The following is a 15,325-nucleotide window of genomic DNA, read 5'->3' on the forward strand; positions in this document are numbered from 1 at the left end:
GCACCTCCTTTATTTGATACATGTATCGTACCAGGAGGCGCTGCGGGTTCATATGCGTTGTTTGAATGGGGGCTTACCTTATTCTTTAAAGACGTCCTATCGATCTGGCAATGGGTTGGAGTATTTCTCGTCATTGCATCGATTATTCTTGCAACTGTGTCTAAACGAAAAGAAATGAATAAAAAAACAACACCAGCACATGCTTCTTAAAGCATTCGGCGCTGACGTTGTTTTTTTCTTTTCAATGATTGGAATACGATAACAACAATCACAACACTCGCTAATGAATAGATTAAGTGCTGAATAAAAGTAGTCCAATCTGTAATGGATCTTCCATAATAAAAACCAATAAGAAAATAAATACCTAGCCATATAAACGCAGAGCTGAATCCAACTATAGCAAATAAGCGATACGACACACCCGACATACCCATACTAAATGGAACTGCATGCCGAATAAAAGGAAAGAAATAACTAAAACTAGCAGCCTTAAGCCCATATTGCTCAAGCAATTCTCTACCTTTTTCTGCACGAGAATACCAGATGAATTGTTTATTTTTATCAATATGAGAATGGTTATATACGACTTGGCCAATGATATACAAGAGTGTGCCATGTAACAAAATGCTGCTATACAACACTAAAAAAGTCGGTATTGGATCTAAAAGCTTAGTTGTTGCAAGTAAACCACCACTCATTAATAAAATTTCATTGGGAACCGGAAAGAAAAACAAGCCAATTGCTACAATGAAAAAAAGAGCAATATATCCATATTGTCTAATAAAATCAATAAAGATAAAATAATCCACTGAATTTCCTCCTTCCTTATGAAAATCATAATAAGATTCATAGTCTATTTGAAAAAATAAGGCAGCGTCCTGCTGCCTTATCCCTTAAAATATTCTTTATAATACCCACCGATTTTCCCAGTGTTATCAATAACAAAATAAAATTCCTCTGTTTCATTTTTAAGCTCGTAAGATTTCCCAGCTGTTAACGCACGGTTCACCATGTATTTCTTTGCATCCGTATGAACACACTCTATCGTTCGTATGGTCTCACGTTTAGTCCAATTTTGATGAATCATCTCATCACTCTCTTTCTACTCCTATGTGTATAGTTCCATTATAAGGGTAATCGTTCATTTTGCAAACTTTAAAGAAAGACGTAATGTAATGGTAAAAATTAATAAAGAGGCCAACCACTAGGGCCAGCCTCTATGATCAAATCATTAACCTTCTAGTAAAAGAGATTCAGGATCTTCTAACAGATTCTTCACTGTTACTAAGAAACCAACAGCCTCTTTTCCATCGACAATACGGTGATCGTATGAAAGAGCAATATACATCATTGGGCGATTTTCAAAGCGCTCTTGATCAATCGCTACTGGACGCCATTGAATCTTATGCATACCTAGAATACCTACTTGAGGAGCATTTAAGATTGGTGTTGACATAAGCGATCCAAATACCCCACCATTTGTAATCGTAAATGTACCACCTTGTAAATCAGCAATCGATAATTTATTATCACGTGCTTTTTTACCAAGCTCCCCGATTCCACGTTCAATTCCCGCAAAACTTAAACGATCTGCATCACGTAAAACAGGAACAACTAAACCTTCGTCAGTCGAAACGGCACAGCCGATGTCATAGTACTTTTTAATTAAAAGTTCATCCCCTTGGATTTCTGCGTTTAATAATGGAAACTCTTTTAACGCACTTACGACAGCTTTTGTAAAGAAAGACATAAATCCTAGCTTCACGCCATTTTTATCAACAAAAGCATCCTTACGACGGCTACGTACATCCATCACAGCTGTCATATCGACTTCGTTAAATGTTGTAAGCATTGCAGCCGTTTGCTGAGACTCTACAAGACGTTTCGCAATCGTTTGACGACGACGAGACATTTTAACACGTTCTACCGGCTTAGTAGGATCAACAGAAGCACTTGGAGCTGTTGGTGCTTTCTTAGCTGGCGTTGGTGTAGAAGCTGCTTTTGCTGGCGCCCCAGTACCGTGCGACTCAACATCCTGCTTTCGTACGCGTCCAAGTGGGTCCGCAGTAGAAACAGCACTTAAATCAATACCTTTTTCCCGAGCTAATTTTCTAGCTGCTGGAGATGCGAGCGGACGATCTATAGATGAAGTAGCAACTGATTCTTCTTTTGCTGCAGGAACCGTTTCTTTCACTTCTTCTTTCACAGAAGCTGCCACACTTTCAGGAGCAGATTCACCGGCACTTCCACTTTCGTCAATCACAGCAATAACTTCACCCACTTCAACTGTATCACCAGGTTCTCTTTTAAATTCTTTGATGACACCTGAGTGCTCTGCAACGATTTCAACATTTACTTTATCTGTCTCTAATTCAGCAATGTATTCTCCCTGGTTAACATGTTCCCCAACTTCTTTTAACCACTGAGCTATTGTTCCTTCTGTAATCGATTCTGCAAGTTCTGGTACTTTAATTTCAATCACGGGAAAAGCCTCCTCTTATTGTTTACGTGTTAACGATTCTGTTACAATACGTTCTTGCTCTTTTTTATGTGCTACTGGATCCCCTTCAGCTGGACTTGAACGGTGTGTACGTCCAATATAACTTACTGCCGTACCAACAGGAGTGATTTCACGAATACGAGATTCAATGAAAGGCCAAGCCCCCATATTTTTAGGTTCTTCTTGAACCCAAACAATCTCTTTTAAGTTCGTGTATCGTGCAAATAGTTCACGGATCTGCTTTTTCGGGAACGGATAAAGCTCTTCTACTCGAGCAATATGCAACCAATCCCAATTATCATCCGCATTTTTCTGTACACGATCAGCCAAATCAATGGCAATCTTTCCACTACACATAACAATACGTTCTACGTTAGCAGCATTGCTACCTAATCCTTCTTGCTCGAATACTGATAAAAACTCTCCTTCAGTAAACGTTTCATGTGTAGAAGCAACCACTTGATTACGTAACAAACTCTTTGGCGTCATAATAATAAGCGGACGTACTGCATCTTTTTCAAGTATTTTCGCTTGTCTTCTTAGAATATGAAAATATTGAGCAGCTGACGTACAATTGGCGATAGTCCAGTTATTTTCAGCAGCAAGAACTAGGAAGCGTTCAACACGACCACTAGAGTGCTCTGGCCCTTGACCTTCGTAACCATGCGGTAACAAAACAACTAATCCTGATTTTTGACCCCATTTTGCTCGACCAGCAGAAATCCATTGATCAAACATAACTTGAGCACCATTAGCGAAATCTCCAAACTGTGCTTCCCATAAAACAAGTGTTTCAGGTGCCTGCACATTATATCCATACTCAAACCCAACAACAGCTTGCTCAGACAGAGGACTATTGTAAACAGCAAATGAGGCATTTGCCTTGTCGAAAGTCTGTAATGGTGTATGAACTTGATCGTTCTCGCGATCGTGTAAAACTAAATGACGGTGAGCAAATGTACCACGCTCTGAATCTTGACCAGTTAGTCTGATTGGCGTTCCATCATGAAGAATTGTTGCGAAAGCCAATGTTTCGGCTAAAGCCCAGTCAATTTTTCCGTTTTCATCAAATGATTGGAGACGACGCTTTAAGATTTTTTCTAACTTTGTATTTGCAGAGAAAGTCTCTGGCCATTCTAACAATTGATCATTGATTTCCTTCAACGTTTCAAATGGAACACTTGTTTTCACTCGTGGCAATCCATTAACAACGACATCAGGCGGTGTCATTTCTTTTATTTTATTTGATTTATTTGCAATTACATCGTCGTATTGAGCTTGAAGGTGATCTTGCACTTCCTTATCTAATTGATCACCATATGCATCTTCAACGATAGACTTTGCTGTCAGTTGATCGGCATATATCTTACGTACCGTTGGACGCTTACGAATAATGCCATAAGTACCAGGTTGTGTAACAGCTGGTTCATCCATTTCATTGTGACCAAAACGACGGTAACCGATTAAATCGATTAAGAAATCCTTTTTAAAGCGTTTACGATATTGTACCGCTAAATGAATGGCTGCAAAGCACGCTTCAGGGTCATCGGCATTAACATGGATAATCGGAATCTCAAATCCCTTCGCAGGGTCACTAGCGTATGTAGTTGAGCGAGAATCGTACGTCTCCGTTGTAAATCCAATGTTGTTGTTTGCAATAATATGAAGAGACCCACCAGTCTGATAACCTTTCAGACGGCTTAGGTTTAATGTTTCAGTAACAATTCCTTGACCTGGAAACGCTGCATCACCATGGATCAAGATTGAGTAAGCTTTCGAAACTGACTGTTCTGGAAAACCTTTAGACGTTCTCACTTCTTGTGCTGCTCTTGCATACCCTTCAACAATTGGACTTACAAATTCAAGATGACTTGGGTTATTCGCAAGTGAGACCGTTGCTTCAGCAGTGTTTTCTTCACGAATTTGACGATCAGCACCTAAGTGGTATTTTACGTCTCCAGTCCAACCATTAATTCCTTTTGAACCACCAGACGGATCAGAATCTTTACTCGGTGCATGTAAGAATTCAGAGAAAATCATTTTATATGGCTTATTAAGTGTATGTGCTAAAACGTTCAGACGACCACGATGAGCCATACCGATTAGTACATGTTGCGTTCCTTCATGAACGACTTCACGAACAGCTTCATCAAGCATCGGTACTAACATATCTAGACCTTCGATTGAGAAACGTTTTTGACCGACAAATGTACGATGCACAAACTTCTCAAAACCTTCAACTTGTGTTAAACGTTTTAAAAGGTTAAGACGTTGTTGCTTCGTTAAATTTGGTAAGTACATACCAGATTCAACCATTTTAATTAACCAGTCACGCTCTTCTAAGTCCTGAACATGATTAAATTCAAACGCAGTTGTCTTCGTGTAACATTCTTTTAAATAATTAATAGCATCTAGCCCATTTTTTACATGCGCAGGAGCATTTGGACAAATCATATCAACTGGAACAGTTTTCAAGAAGTCTTCCGTAAGGTCGTAATGTTCAAGCTCTAGTAGATGACTAGGCTGTTCATTTTTTAAGATTGGGTTGATATCAGAGACTAAATGACCTTTGCGACGAATCATATCTGCTAATTTAACAGCATTAACCGTTTTCCTAACCATATCTGGTGAGGCTACAGAAGCTACAGAATCAGCAATAGGTTGACTCTGAGTTTGACTTTGAACATCAGATGGTGGTGGTCCCCAAATCTCAAATAATTCTCTTAGTTCTTCTTCCACAGCTTCAGGATTTTTTGAATACTCCTCATAAAGCTCAATTGCTACGCCAAGATTCGGACCATGGAACCCTTGCCATGGTTCTTCCGCTTTGTGCCCCTTGCTTGACATAAAATAATGACCTCCTAGTTTAACTTTAAGTTAAATCTATGAATTTTAAAGTGATATAACGCTTTCATTACCATTTTAACATGATTGTCACAATTATTAAAGGGAAATTGAAGAAATTTTTAGATCGATCTAATTGACTTCTTCCCTAATTTTGTAGACAGTATAATTAACCACTTTACAACTTAAGAGTTTAAATCTTTTTTTTTAGAAAATCTAGTTATTTTTAAGATTTTTTTAATTTTTTTTGCTATTTTTATCCACTTTAAAAAAAGGACTGACTACAATGATTTTTATCGATCAAGAAAAGAAGCAAATTCTGTCAAATAATTGTTTAAACTGTCAAGATGAATTCTTTCAACCACCTAATCGCCTGTTTCCTAAAGTAGGCTGCTGTTCTTATAGCCCTACCTTCTATTTGCTAGAGATTGCCAATATATGCATCGACAACCCGTCTTTTTTTATGAATTCGATTTTAAAGCATCCCAAGGCTGAGACATTTGCGTATTCCATTAAAGTACATGCGAACGTCCATCCAACTTATCAGCAAACATCTCAAGAGCATTTATCCAAATTAGAAAAGGATGATCTAAAATTATCTTATTCCACTTGTCAATACTTTGATAACGGATGCTCACTAGACCCTTCCTATAAAAACGCCGTGTGCCGAACATTTATTTGTATGACAATTGAGAATTCCCTAGACGAGAAACATAAGAAACTCCTTCACAAATGGACTAAAACGTTTAGCAAGGAAGAAATGGACTTCCAAGTAAAACATGAGACTAAATTAAAACAGCGAGGAATCAATTTAATTGAAACCCCAGCAAAAGTCATTAAATACTTTCAAGAGTTGAAAGATTAGTGGAGTATTCGTTACACTCCCTCCGTTTTACGACCATCAAACCAATTTACTGAATCAAATTTCTATGTACAATAAAGAGGTTGGCTCTATTTTTTTCGGCCACCCTCTCAATCTACAACTATACGTTTACGCAACGCCCCCACGTTCGTTGGAATACTTCTTATACAATTCTTCATCCATAATCTTTTTTAGTTTCATTCCTTCGATAAAAAATTCCGTTAACGCTAGCGCTATACATGGTGATACAGCTGTTATTGAAGCTGCACCTACACGAACTTTAGTTCATCGATTTGAGCAACTTCTCTACTCCAATCATTTTCACCACTCGTCGATGATATCTTTTAACAGAAAACACCTTGATCATTCTTTAAAACGAGAAAGCTTGAGCGCACATATTTAAGTCAGTCCCCTACTTTAGTTAAAGGATATCAATAGTTAAATGACTGTAAATATAAAATCTTTCAAGCTGACTATTCCAATTATGCAGGTACCATCCATACGGTAGGATTTGAACCAAAGTCTCTAACTTGTTTAATTGGACTCGGCACAATTAATCGCCCTCATTTTTTTCATTACAAGATTGGGTTGATGGTAAACCTATACACATAAAGAAAATGATTGGGGTCATAGAAAGCGATATCCCTTTTCCCTATTCTCCTTAACTTACTTTTCCTGTTGTTCAAACCAATCAATAATTTGTTTTTTCTCATTTTCTGTAAATTGAAAAAGAGGAGAATCACAGCCTTCTTCTCTTAAAATGACCTGGAGCACATTTCCTGACTCCCCAACAATCACAAGAGCCTCAGGTTCTTGTAATTCACTGGGTACTTCCCCTTCAAAGGCAACAACAAAATGTTCCCACTGATGAACTGAATAAGAGTCAACGATTTTTAGCTCACTTAAATTACACTCACTATACTTTTCAAAAGTCAAATCAATCATTATATAAATCTCACTCTCATCTTTAATTATTATCATTGTAACAGATAGATTCTAAGGAAAAGTGACTAACCCTAGGCTAGTCACTTACTCATTAAAATGAATTATAGGTAGCTCTTTGTTCAACTGGCTTTCTTGATGAAGGGTAAGCATCCTTTGCAGCCTTTCCAACCGTCACTAACATGATCGGCGCAAATCGTTCAGGAACCTTAAAATGCTTTATAAAAACTTCTTGATTAAACCCACCAATAGGACATGTATCATATCCCATCACCTTAGCTGCAAGCATCAATTGCATGCCCGCTAATGAAGCATTTAAAAAAGCTGCATCCCGTCCAAATTCTTTTCCTCTTGCATAAGCACCATTAATTTGATTTACCAATGTCTCTTTAACCTCTTCAGACATGAACCCACTATCAACAGCCTCTTGATAAATCCCGTCAGCTTCTTTATTTGCTTCTAAATCACCTAATACAGCAATCACTGCAGAAGCTTCTACTATTTGTTTTTGACCATATGCAATAGGTAACAATTCTTCTTTTTTCTGTGGATCTTCAATAACTAAAATCTCCAATGCTGCAAATTCCATGCTGATGGAGCTGTTGTAGCTATTGAAAGTAGTTCATCCAGTTCTGTCTTTGTCATTTTAACATCTGGTTGATATTGCTTCACTGAATGACGTTCTTTCATTGTTGTGAATAGTGCCTTTTCTTCTAACGTTAAGTCATTTGCCATTGTGTAAACTCTCCTTTTTAAACCCTTTTCAATCTAATTTTATAGATGACATTCCTTTTAGTAAAACAATATGCTCAGCTAAGACGTTCCTTGAGCAAATCCACTGTTGCTGTAATATCATTATGAGTCGTATAGCGTCCTAAGCTAAATCTAATGGTCCCCTGGCCCTTCTCCGGAGTAATCCCCATTGCTTGAAGAACAGGTGATAAAGTCACTTCGCCAGAATGGCAAGCTGACCCTGTAGAAGCAGCAACTTCGGGTACAGCAGCAAGGATATCTTGTCCAATACGCCCTTGAAAACTAACATTTAACGTATTCGGCAAACAACTAGTTGGGTGCCCATTAACGCGTATCTGATTGGGAAACGCTTCATTTAGCAACGTGAGAAAATCATCTTTCAAAGCTTTTATTTTGTCCGCTTGGTCTAATCGTTGCTTGGCTATTTCACACGCTGTTCCTAACCCAACTATTAGAAGCACATTTTCAGTTCCTGCTCTTAATCCATTTTCGTGACCTGCACCATGAATATAAGAAGGCAGCTGTCTCCCCTTACGAATATAGAGTGCACCAACTCCTTTTGGCGCATACAGTTTGTGCCCAGCGATGGAAAGAAAATCAACTGACTGTTTCATTACATTAACTTCTACTTTTCCTAATGATTGAGCTGCATCGGTATGAAATAAAATGTCTTGAGACTGAGCTATCTTACCGATTTTCTCTATTGGCTGGAGCGTACCGACCTCATTATTTGCATGCATCACCGTAATCAAAATCGTATCTGGCCGAATGGCTCTCTCGATCTCATCAGCAGATACCTGTCCATAGCGGTCAACAGGGATATAAGTAACTTCTGCTCCCTTCTCTTCTAAATAACGAAGCGGTGCGGCAACAGCAGGGTGCTCAATTGTAGTCGTAATGATATGCTTACCTTTATGTTTATTTTGTTCAAAAACCATTTTAATTACATGATTGTTCGATTCACTTCCACCACTTGTAAAAATAATCTCGTCTTTTGAAGCTCCAATTAAGGATGCAACCTGTTCTCTTGCCTTTTCGACAGCCTTTTTTGCTTCGATAGCAGCAAAATGGGATGTAGAAGGATTTCCGTAATGCTCAGTTAAAAAAGGTGTCATAGCCTCAACCACTTCAGAAGCTAGCGGTGTACTTGCGTTATAATCCAAATATATATGTTTCATGCCTTATCCTCCGCTACAAAAATAATACTGTTATTTTACCAGTTCACGTTCATAAATGCATAACAATTCGATTTTGTTAAATACTAAAAAGGAAATAATTTCTCGAGGTGACAAACAGTGGAAATGAATTTGCAATCAAGAAAAAGTGACGTTCCATGTCTTGTTAAAGTTGAACCAGAAAACGGAATATACACATTACGAACATTTGACACGAGCGGTCGAAACTTTTCAGATGGCCATGAATTACTCGCATGGGTTAAACGGAACTGGGAGCCTATTCAATTCTTAAATCCACATGAATATATGGAATTACTACATGCCGTAACACAAGAACTAGGCGATTCCGAATAGGACTCTTTTCTTCTAGTTAAGACAAGCAACGCATATATATCCATTACAACTTTTTGTGGGGTGTATTTATGCTAGCCTTTGTCCTTTTGCTTCTTCTCTCCATGCTTGTAAGCATAGATGCTTTTGCGATCGGTTTTTTATTTGGTCTAAAACGAATCCGAATTCCTCTTATTATTATTGTCTTAATAGCCATGTTCTCTTCTTTTGTCATATTTTTTTCAATGGGGATCGGACGTTTTCTTGGTGAACTTGTTCCATCCTCCATTATACAAACTATTGCAGGCATCCTCTTAATCGGACTTGGCATTTACAATTTTATCTACGAGATGCCCTTATATCGCCGTTCCTATTTTGTGATGGTTGCATTATTAATGAACGTAGATAGTCTTGGTTACGGAATTCAAGCAGGTTTGGCAGAACGCTCTTTTTGGTTTGCCCCTATTGCTGGTGTCATCATTTTTTCAGCCTTTATTTTGGGAATTATATACGGTCATGAAACTAAAAACCGCTTTATTCTTCGCTACATTTCAGTTATTCCTAGCTTCATTTTTCTTTTATTAGGCTTCAGTAAACTAATTTTTTGATTTTAAGATATGCAAATAATCTATCATATCAAACTACTTTGAATCTTTTAATGCCCTTAAATAAAAGCTATTGAATAACATGACAATTTCTTCTACATTAGAAGAAGATGTATTATTAACATTGACAGCAGATAATCAGCTAGAAAAAAAAAGCCATCTTTACAATCCTTTACCTATAATAAGCTTAAAAACAGGAGATGACATTCATGTCATCTCCTGTTCTATTTTTACACAAATGAGTGATCACTGTACTACTACCAAGCTGTTATCCTTCTCTTCCCGAGATCGGTACATTTAGCCTATCTCGACCTTTTTACTAATACTTTTTTAATTCTCTAGGTGCTTATCTATACGTATTTCTACATCATTGAATACAGTACTAAAGACCATAAAGAATGGAGGGGGAAAAATGTCAGAACAACTCATAATACCTTGGGATCTCGATGGTACATTAGAAGACGACTTCTTTGTACCTGAGTATATAGTGGACATGGCTCAAGTTGTCTTAACTCATTATGATCTCAAAGCGAGTAACCTAGAAGTTGTCACAACAAAAGCCGACAAAGGTGGCCTTATTTGGAAGATGGACACAGACAAGGGTCCCTTTAGTTTGAAAATTTTGCATAGAAGGCCGGGAAGAAGTCAATTTAGCCTTGGTGCACAAGAATATTTAGTAAAAGAAAAGAATGCGCGAGTTCCGCCACTTTTTAAAACAAAGACCGGCGAGAATTATGTTGAAATGGGTGGAAAACTTTGGTTTGTCGCCGAATGGATTGAACCTCTTCATCAAGTTGCGAATGACTTAGAAGGAGCGAAATTGCTTTGCCATGCTCTTGGAGAATTCCACCAACTTTCGAAAGGTTATGTCCCTCCAAAAGGATCTGAAAATCCTACTCGACTTTTTAGATGGCCCAAATCCTATGAAAAAGTCATGAAAAAATGTGCGTGGTTTCGAAGAATAGCAACCGTTTACCCTGAAATGCCTGCTAGTAAAGCCATCCTCACTCACGTAGATATGTTTGAAGAGCAAGCTCGCGTTGCATTAGAGCAACTTAAACAATCATCCTATTATGATTTAGTAGCTAGAGGAAATACAGCTTGGGGCTTAGTACATCAAGATTACGGCTGGTCAAATGGACAAATGGGACCAAACGGGATGTGGATTATTGACTTAGATGGTGTAGCCTACGACCTTCCGATCAGAGATCTAAGAAAACTTATTACAGGACAAATGGATGACCTAGGTGTGTGGGATGTAACATGGATGAAAGGAATGATTGAAGCCTACCATGAAGCAAATCCAATTGAGGATGAACTCTTTGAGATTCTTCTAATAGATATGTCTCTACCAAATGAATTTTATAAAAATGTAAAAGATATGGTATATGAACCAACTGTTTTTATGGACAATGAACTAGAAACTCTTTGTACTAGAATTGCCGAAACAGATCAAACAAAATGGCCAGCAATTGAAGAGCTTAAGCAGTGGAAAGGAGTCTTATCCAAATGAAAATCCTCATGATCTGTACCGAGAAACTCCCAGTCCCTGCCGTACGTGGTGGTGCAATTCAAACCTATATTGATGGTGTCTCACCTACTTTAGCCAAGCATCATGATTTAACGATATTAGGAACGACAGACCCTTCTTTACCTCATGATGAGAAAGTCAACAACATTAGATACGTCCGAACACCAGGTGGACTACTTGAAGATTATCGCGATGGTGTAAAACAATTTTTACAATCAGAACCTGAATCGTATGATGTCATTCATATCTTCAATAGACCACGGTTAGTATTAGCCGTTCGTGAATGTGCTCCAAATGCTAGAATTATTTTAAGTATGCATAATGATATGTTCAAACGACAAAAAATAGAGCCTCAGGAAGCTGAAGCTGCCATAGAACAACTCGACAAAATTATTACAGTTAGCCATTATATTGGTAAGACCATTTCGGACTTATTTCCGCAAGCAGCTTCTAAATTAAAAACAATCTACTCAGGTGTTGATATCGATCGATTTGTACCACCACATTCTAAAAAGGCACTTGAAATGCGCAATGCAATTAGACAAGAGCACAATCTAGAAGGAAAAAAAGTGATCTTATTCGCTGGACGACTTTCAGCTAATAAAGGGGCTGACATTCTCGTTCAAGCTATGCCCATACTGGCAAAAAAACATCCTGATATAGCTCTTGTTCTAGTTGGAAGTAAATGGTTTAGCGTAAACGAAGTCAGTGATTACGTTGCATATGTACGCGCTCTAGCAGCTCGGTTACCTATTCCAGTCGTTAATACAGGCTTTGTAGCCCCTAGTGAGATTCAAAGATGGTTTGCTGCAGCCGACGTATTCGTTTGTCCGTCTCAATGGCAGGAACCATTAGCAAGAGTTCATTATGAAGCGATGGCATCGGGACTACCGATTATTACAACTGCGCGCGGTGGTAACCCTGAAGTGATTATACCAGATGAAAACGGTTTTGTAGTTGAGCAACCTGAAGAACCTCAAGCTTTTGCAGACCTCCTAGCTCCTCTTCTCTCAGATCCTAAGCTCAGTAAAAGGTTAGGCATAAATGGAAGAAAATTAGCCGAAGAAAAATTCACTTGGGAGCGAGTTATTACCGATATCTCAGATACGTGGAATGAGGTAGAATTTAAGATCAAAAATAATATCGCTGTTACTTCCGAGGAGCCAATCGAAGGAAAAAATTTAGAGACAACAGTGAATGAACTCTCTCCTGAAGAACCTCTACAACTAACAGAGCCCCTTTCAGCAGACGGTGAAGTCCTTAATGACCAATCGAATGATCAAGATCTCCCTGTTGAAGGTTTACTTGAAGAACTCGTTACAGAAGAACATCCCGAAGATGCCACAGGAGATTCTATCATTGAACTCAGCTCGGAAGAACCCGTGCAAGAAAGCCCTAACGCAGTTAACGCTCTCTCTGAGGTTGGAAACGAACAAACATCTCAACTCGATCAATTCGAAGTTCAAACTCTTGAAGGGACTTCAATTTCAAAAGAACTCTCTGAGGAGGTCTCACCGGCAGACCTTATAAAAGAGACTGAAACTTCGATGCATTCGACTAACAGAAAAGTTGTAAAATTATCTGATTCCATCAACAAAGAAAATATGATTCATTTCCTACTCTCAAACATTAATACTAACAAACAAATGAATAAAAATGATCTAATCAGCGATTTTGAGAGATTGCTAAAAAAACAATTAGATGTAGAGACTTCCCAATCAACAACAGAGTATATCAAGTCCGTCAATGACCTTACGACAGTTAAACTTTTCGAACGATTAGTAAATAAACGTCGACAAAACCGTAACAGAAAGTAAGTTCTCTTTTTATCACCTTAGATTAATTCATAAAAAATAAAAAAGCTGCTGAAAAACTTTCTCAGCAGCAAAGGGAGATGAAGCAACATCATCTCCCTTCTTCAATTCGTCTAATTCACTAAATAAATTGTCTGTTTTTATCACATCTTGCGCTTGCCTCGGAAATAATAATTATCGTACAATTCCCCTACTATGTTGCTTCGCCACAGAAATTTCAAAATAACTATCATCGTCCTCATAAATTCGATCAATAATAATAAGCACGTCCTCAAACGCAACAGAGTGATTATTCGTATTGTTCGTATTCATGAATTCAATCATACTTTCTACTTCTAGATTAATTTTATGATTAAGGTCTTCCTCAGTCGTCTTCTTGTTTCTCACGCTATCATTAAAGTCCACTGGATATTTAGGTATATTCATCATTTCATTACCTCTTCCATACTCATTTATGTACATCATAATGGTTTAATTAACGGGAATCAAGAATTGAAATTTTGAGAGATTTCTGTATGGGAGCAGTCTTTCTTTCTTTCTTTCTTGCCCAAAACAAAAATCCATCTAATAATAGATGGATTCTTGTTTTTGAACACCTTGTATGTAGAATTAAAAAGCTTGTTCGACTGAGTTTACTCGGTCACTTCCACCTGGAAGGGATAACTCACCTGTTTGAGGTAGGGCAAATGTTAATAAAGCAACTGCTATTAATCCTAAAACTAATTTCTTCATAAATGTCACCTCCTTCTATAATCTATAGTTCATTTAAAGGCAACTGTCTAAAATAATAGTTTCCAGCCAACTCAAAGTATTTTGTAGATTTATTAAAGTAAATACTTTCATTAGTTATTAACCCTCTATAATATTGTTCAAATGCACTTACATAGTCATTTTCTATTTTCAATTTAATTTGATCTAACACATTTAATGCTTCATCTTTTTTATTTTCTTTTATTAAAAGATATACATAACCAAGCAACTCATCGACTCTATTTAAATTTTCAGGTTCTAACTTTACTTTATTCGGCTCATTCCAATAACAATATGTGAAATTTTTACTCATCTGAACTTCTTCACTAATTCTCTTATGTCCAATTTGTTCAGCTATCCTCAAAGACTTATCAAAATTTTCTAAAGCCATTTTCTTATTACTTAATAAAAATGAATTACCTAGTAAATTATATGCAACGGCTTTCATCGTTGGAGTCAAAGCAACATTTAATAAATCCTTCCCACACCTTCTCGACTGTTCTATTTCATTTAAATGAAGATGAATCCCTTGCATAATTAATTTTTCTCTGCAAAGAAGCGAATCTTTCATAAAACCATCATTTAATTTGGGAATCTCCACTGCAACTAACGCGCTCAACGAGGACCTCATCTCAAAATTTTTCAAATCATAATAATTATACAGCTGGAATACTTTAATAAGTGTAGCTAGTTCACAAGAATTCACTTTTTTGTATGTCAGTTGCTTGGTTGCTTCAATTAAGCTCATTTCTTGTTTATATACAAGGTGGTCAATTTGATATACTTCTGCCCATTCTTTGCTCTCTTCACTAGAACTACCCAAAAGTTTATCTATTAATCTTTCTAGCAAATCAGACTTACTGTTAATGACTAAGTATTCTAACATTACCCTAGCTAAATAAGATTCTGGGTCAATCTGTGCTATAAACTCTTCTAGGTTCTCAATTGAATGAAATGTCTCTGATGTAATTATTTGGTTCATAAACATCATACCCTTATTATCATATTTTTCTAAGACACTTTTCTAACTCTATAATTATTCGAACAATACACTTTTATTTCCTTCTTTCACAAAAAAATATTTACTTGATTATTCATCCAATTTCATTCAATTCCATTCAAGGCTGCTTTTAGATGTATATAGGAGCATTCCTGTAATGAAGTAATTTGAGGGTTGAACAAAAAAAGAGCCCCTTGGTATGATACGAGGTGTCCGAAG

14 protein-coding genes and 2 pseudogenes are annotated in these 15,325 nt (G+C 37.3%); 6 read left to right on the forward strand and 10 right to left on the reverse strand.

Features of this window, described 5'->3' with window-relative positions; translation table 11 throughout:
* Positions 1–210 (forward strand): annotated as a pseudogene (locus PQ474_RS24430) (hypothetical protein); the annotation flags it as partial.
* Here the strand turns inward: PQ474_RS24430 and PQ474_RS24435 are convergent.
* From PQ474_RS24435 to PQ474_RS24450, 4 genes are all read right to left on the reverse strand, one after another.
* Positions 207–809 (reverse strand): DedA family protein, encoded by a 603-nt coding sequence (locus PQ474_RS24435; RefSeq protein ID WP_273848187.1) that lies wholly within the window; start codon positions 807–809, stop codon positions 207–209. The pseudogene PQ474_RS24430 and the gene PQ474_RS24435 sit on opposite strands and share 4 nt — an antisense overlap.
* A 77-nt stretch (positions 810–886) precedes the next feature.
* Positions 887–1,087, reverse strand: a complete 201-nt coding sequence (locus tag PQ474_RS24440) for a DUF6501 family protein (RefSeq protein ID WP_273848188.1) — start codon at positions 1,085–1,087, stop codon at positions 887–889.
* Between the two features lie 144 nt (positions 1,088–1,231).
* Entirely contained in the window at positions 1,232–2,482 is a 1,251-nt protein-coding gene (gene odhB, locus PQ474_RS24445; RefSeq protein ID WP_273848189.1) for a 2-oxoglutarate dehydrogenase complex dihydrolipoyllysine-residue succinyltransferase, read from the reverse strand.
* Between the two features lie 15 nt (positions 2,483–2,497).
* Positions 2,498–5,347, reverse strand: a complete 2,850-nt coding sequence (locus PQ474_RS24450; RefSeq protein ID WP_273848190.1) for a 2-oxoglutarate dehydrogenase E1 component — start codon at positions 5,345–5,347, stop codon at positions 2,498–2,500.
* A gap of 283 nt (positions 5,348–5,630) precedes the next feature.
* Between PQ474_RS24450 and PQ474_RS24455 the strand changes: the two genes are divergently transcribed.
* On the forward strand, positions 5,631–6,209 hold the full coding sequence (locus tag PQ474_RS24455; RefSeq protein ID WP_273848191.1) for a hypothetical protein: 579 nt from the start codon (positions 5,631–5,633) through the stop codon (positions 6,207–6,209).
* Positions 6,210–6,872: 663 nt separating this feature from the next.
* Here the strand turns inward: PQ474_RS24455 and PQ474_RS24460 are convergent.
* From PQ474_RS24460 to PQ474_RS24470, 3 genes and pseudogenes are all read right to left on the reverse strand, one after another.
* A complete protein-coding gene (locus PQ474_RS24460; protein WP_273848192.1) occupies positions 6,873–7,151 on the reverse strand; it encodes a hypothetical protein in 279 nt (92 codons plus the stop codon).
* Positions 7,152–7,242: 91 nt separating this feature from the next.
* Positions 7,243–7,883 (reverse strand): annotated as a pseudogene (locus PQ474_RS24465) (nitroreductase family protein).
* 74 nt (positions 7,884–7,957) lie between these two features.
* Positions 7,958–9,079, reverse strand: a complete 1,122-nt coding sequence (locus PQ474_RS24470) for a cysteine desulfurase family protein (protein WP_273848193.1) — start codon at positions 9,077–9,079, stop codon at positions 7,958–7,960.
* A 123-nt stretch (positions 9,080–9,202) separates the two neighbouring features.
* On the opposite strand from PQ474_RS24470, the gene PQ474_RS24475 reads away from it, so the two are divergent.
* From PQ474_RS24475 to PQ474_RS24490, 4 genes are all read left to right on the forward strand, one after another.
* Positions 9,203–9,430 (forward strand): hypothetical protein, encoded by a 228-nt coding sequence (locus tag PQ474_RS24475; RefSeq protein ID WP_273848200.1) that lies wholly within the window; start codon positions 9,203–9,205, stop codon positions 9,428–9,430.
* A 68-nt stretch (positions 9,431–9,498) separates the two neighbouring features.
* On the forward strand, positions 9,499–10,014 hold the full coding sequence (locus tag PQ474_RS24480; RefSeq protein WP_273848194.1) for a manganese efflux pump: 516 nt from the start codon (positions 9,499–9,501) through the stop codon (positions 10,012–10,014).
* A gap of 409 nt (positions 10,015–10,423) precedes the next feature.
* Positions 10,424–11,524 carry a CotS family spore coat protein gene (locus PQ474_RS24485; protein WP_273848195.1) on the forward strand — a complete coding sequence of 367 codons (1,101 nt, stop codon included), beginning with the start codon at positions 10,424–10,426 and terminating at the stop codon, positions 11,522–11,524.
* Complete coding sequence (locus PQ474_RS24490) at positions 11,521–13,359, forward strand: glycosyltransferase family 4 protein (protein ID WP_273848196.1); 1,839 nt, start codon at positions 11,521–11,523, stop codon at positions 13,357–13,359. Before PQ474_RS24485 ends, PQ474_RS24490 begins: the two co-directional genes overlap by 4 nt.
* A gap of 171 nt (positions 13,360–13,530) precedes the next feature.
* Here the strand turns inward: PQ474_RS24490 and PQ474_RS24495 are convergent, their stop codons facing one another.
* From PQ474_RS24495 to PQ474_RS24505, 3 genes are all read right to left on the reverse strand, one after another.
* Positions 13,531–13,785, reverse strand: coding sequence for a hypothetical protein (locus PQ474_RS24495; RefSeq protein WP_273848197.1), 255 nt, complete (start codon positions 13,783–13,785; stop codon positions 13,531–13,533).
* Between the two features lie 180 nt (positions 13,786–13,965).
* Complete coding sequence (locus PQ474_RS24500) at positions 13,966–14,088, reverse strand: hypothetical protein (RefSeq protein WP_273848198.1); 123 nt, start codon at positions 14,086–14,088, stop codon at positions 13,966–13,968.
* Positions 14,089–14,110: 22 nt separating this feature from the next.
* Entirely contained in the window at positions 14,111–15,088 is a 978-nt protein-coding gene (locus PQ474_RS24505) for an AimR family lysis-lysogeny pheromone receptor (RefSeq protein WP_273848199.1), read from the reverse strand.
* Between the last annotated feature and the right edge of the window lie 237 nt (positions 15,089–15,325).

It is taken from the genome of Halalkalibacter alkalisediminis (assembly GCF_028610705.1).
Lineage (GTDB): Bacteria > Bacillota > Bacilli > Bacillales > Bacillaceae_D > Halalkalibacter > Halalkalibacter alkalisediminis.

Excerpts from the sequence above, each read along its gene's own strand:
- PQ474_RS24440 (WP_273848188.1), bottom strand. The coding sequence starts at position 1,087 with ATGATTCATCAAAATTGGACTAAACGTGAGACCATACGAACGATAGAG.
- PQ474_RS24450 (WP_273848190.1), bottom strand. The coding sequence starts at position 5,347 with ATGTCAAGCAAGGGGCACAAAGCGGAAGAACCATGGCAAGGGTTCCAT.
- PQ474_RS24455 (WP_273848191.1), top strand. The coding sequence starts at position 5,631 with ATGATTTTTATCGATCAAGAAAAGAAGCAAATTCTGTCAAATAATTGT.
- PQ474_RS24460 (WP_273848192.1), bottom strand. The coding sequence starts at position 7,151 with ATGATTGATTTGACTTTTGAAAAGTATAGTGAGTGTAATTTAAGTGAG.
- PQ474_RS24470 (WP_273848193.1), bottom strand. The coding sequence starts at position 9,079 with ATGAAACATATATATTTGGATTATAACGCAAGTACACCGCTAGCTTCT.
- PQ474_RS24475 (WP_273848200.1), top strand. The coding sequence starts at position 9,203 with ATGAATTTGCAATCAAGAAAAAGTGACGTTCCATGTCTTGTTAAAGTT.
- PQ474_RS24480 (WP_273848194.1), top strand. The coding sequence starts at position 9,499 with ATGCTAGCCTTTGTCCTTTTGCTTCTTCTCTCCATGCTTGTAAGCATA.
- PQ474_RS24485 (WP_273848195.1), top strand. The coding sequence starts at position 10,424 with ATGTCAGAACAACTCATAATACCTTGGGATCTCGATGGTACATTAGAA.
- PQ474_RS24490 (WP_273848196.1), top strand. The coding sequence starts at position 11,521 with ATGAAAATCCTCATGATCTGTACCGAGAAACTCCCAGTCCCTGCCGTA.
- PQ474_RS24495 (WP_273848197.1), bottom strand. The coding sequence starts at position 13,785 with ATGATGAATATACCTAAATATCCAGTGGACTTTAATGATAGCGTGAGA.
- PQ474_RS24500 (WP_273848198.1), bottom strand. The coding sequence starts at position 14,088 with ATGAAGAAATTAGTTTTAGGATTAATAGCAGTTGCTTTATTAACATTT.
- PQ474_RS24505 (WP_273848199.1), bottom strand. The coding sequence starts at position 15,088 with ATGAACCAAATAATTACATCAGAGACATTTCATTCAATTGAGAACCTA.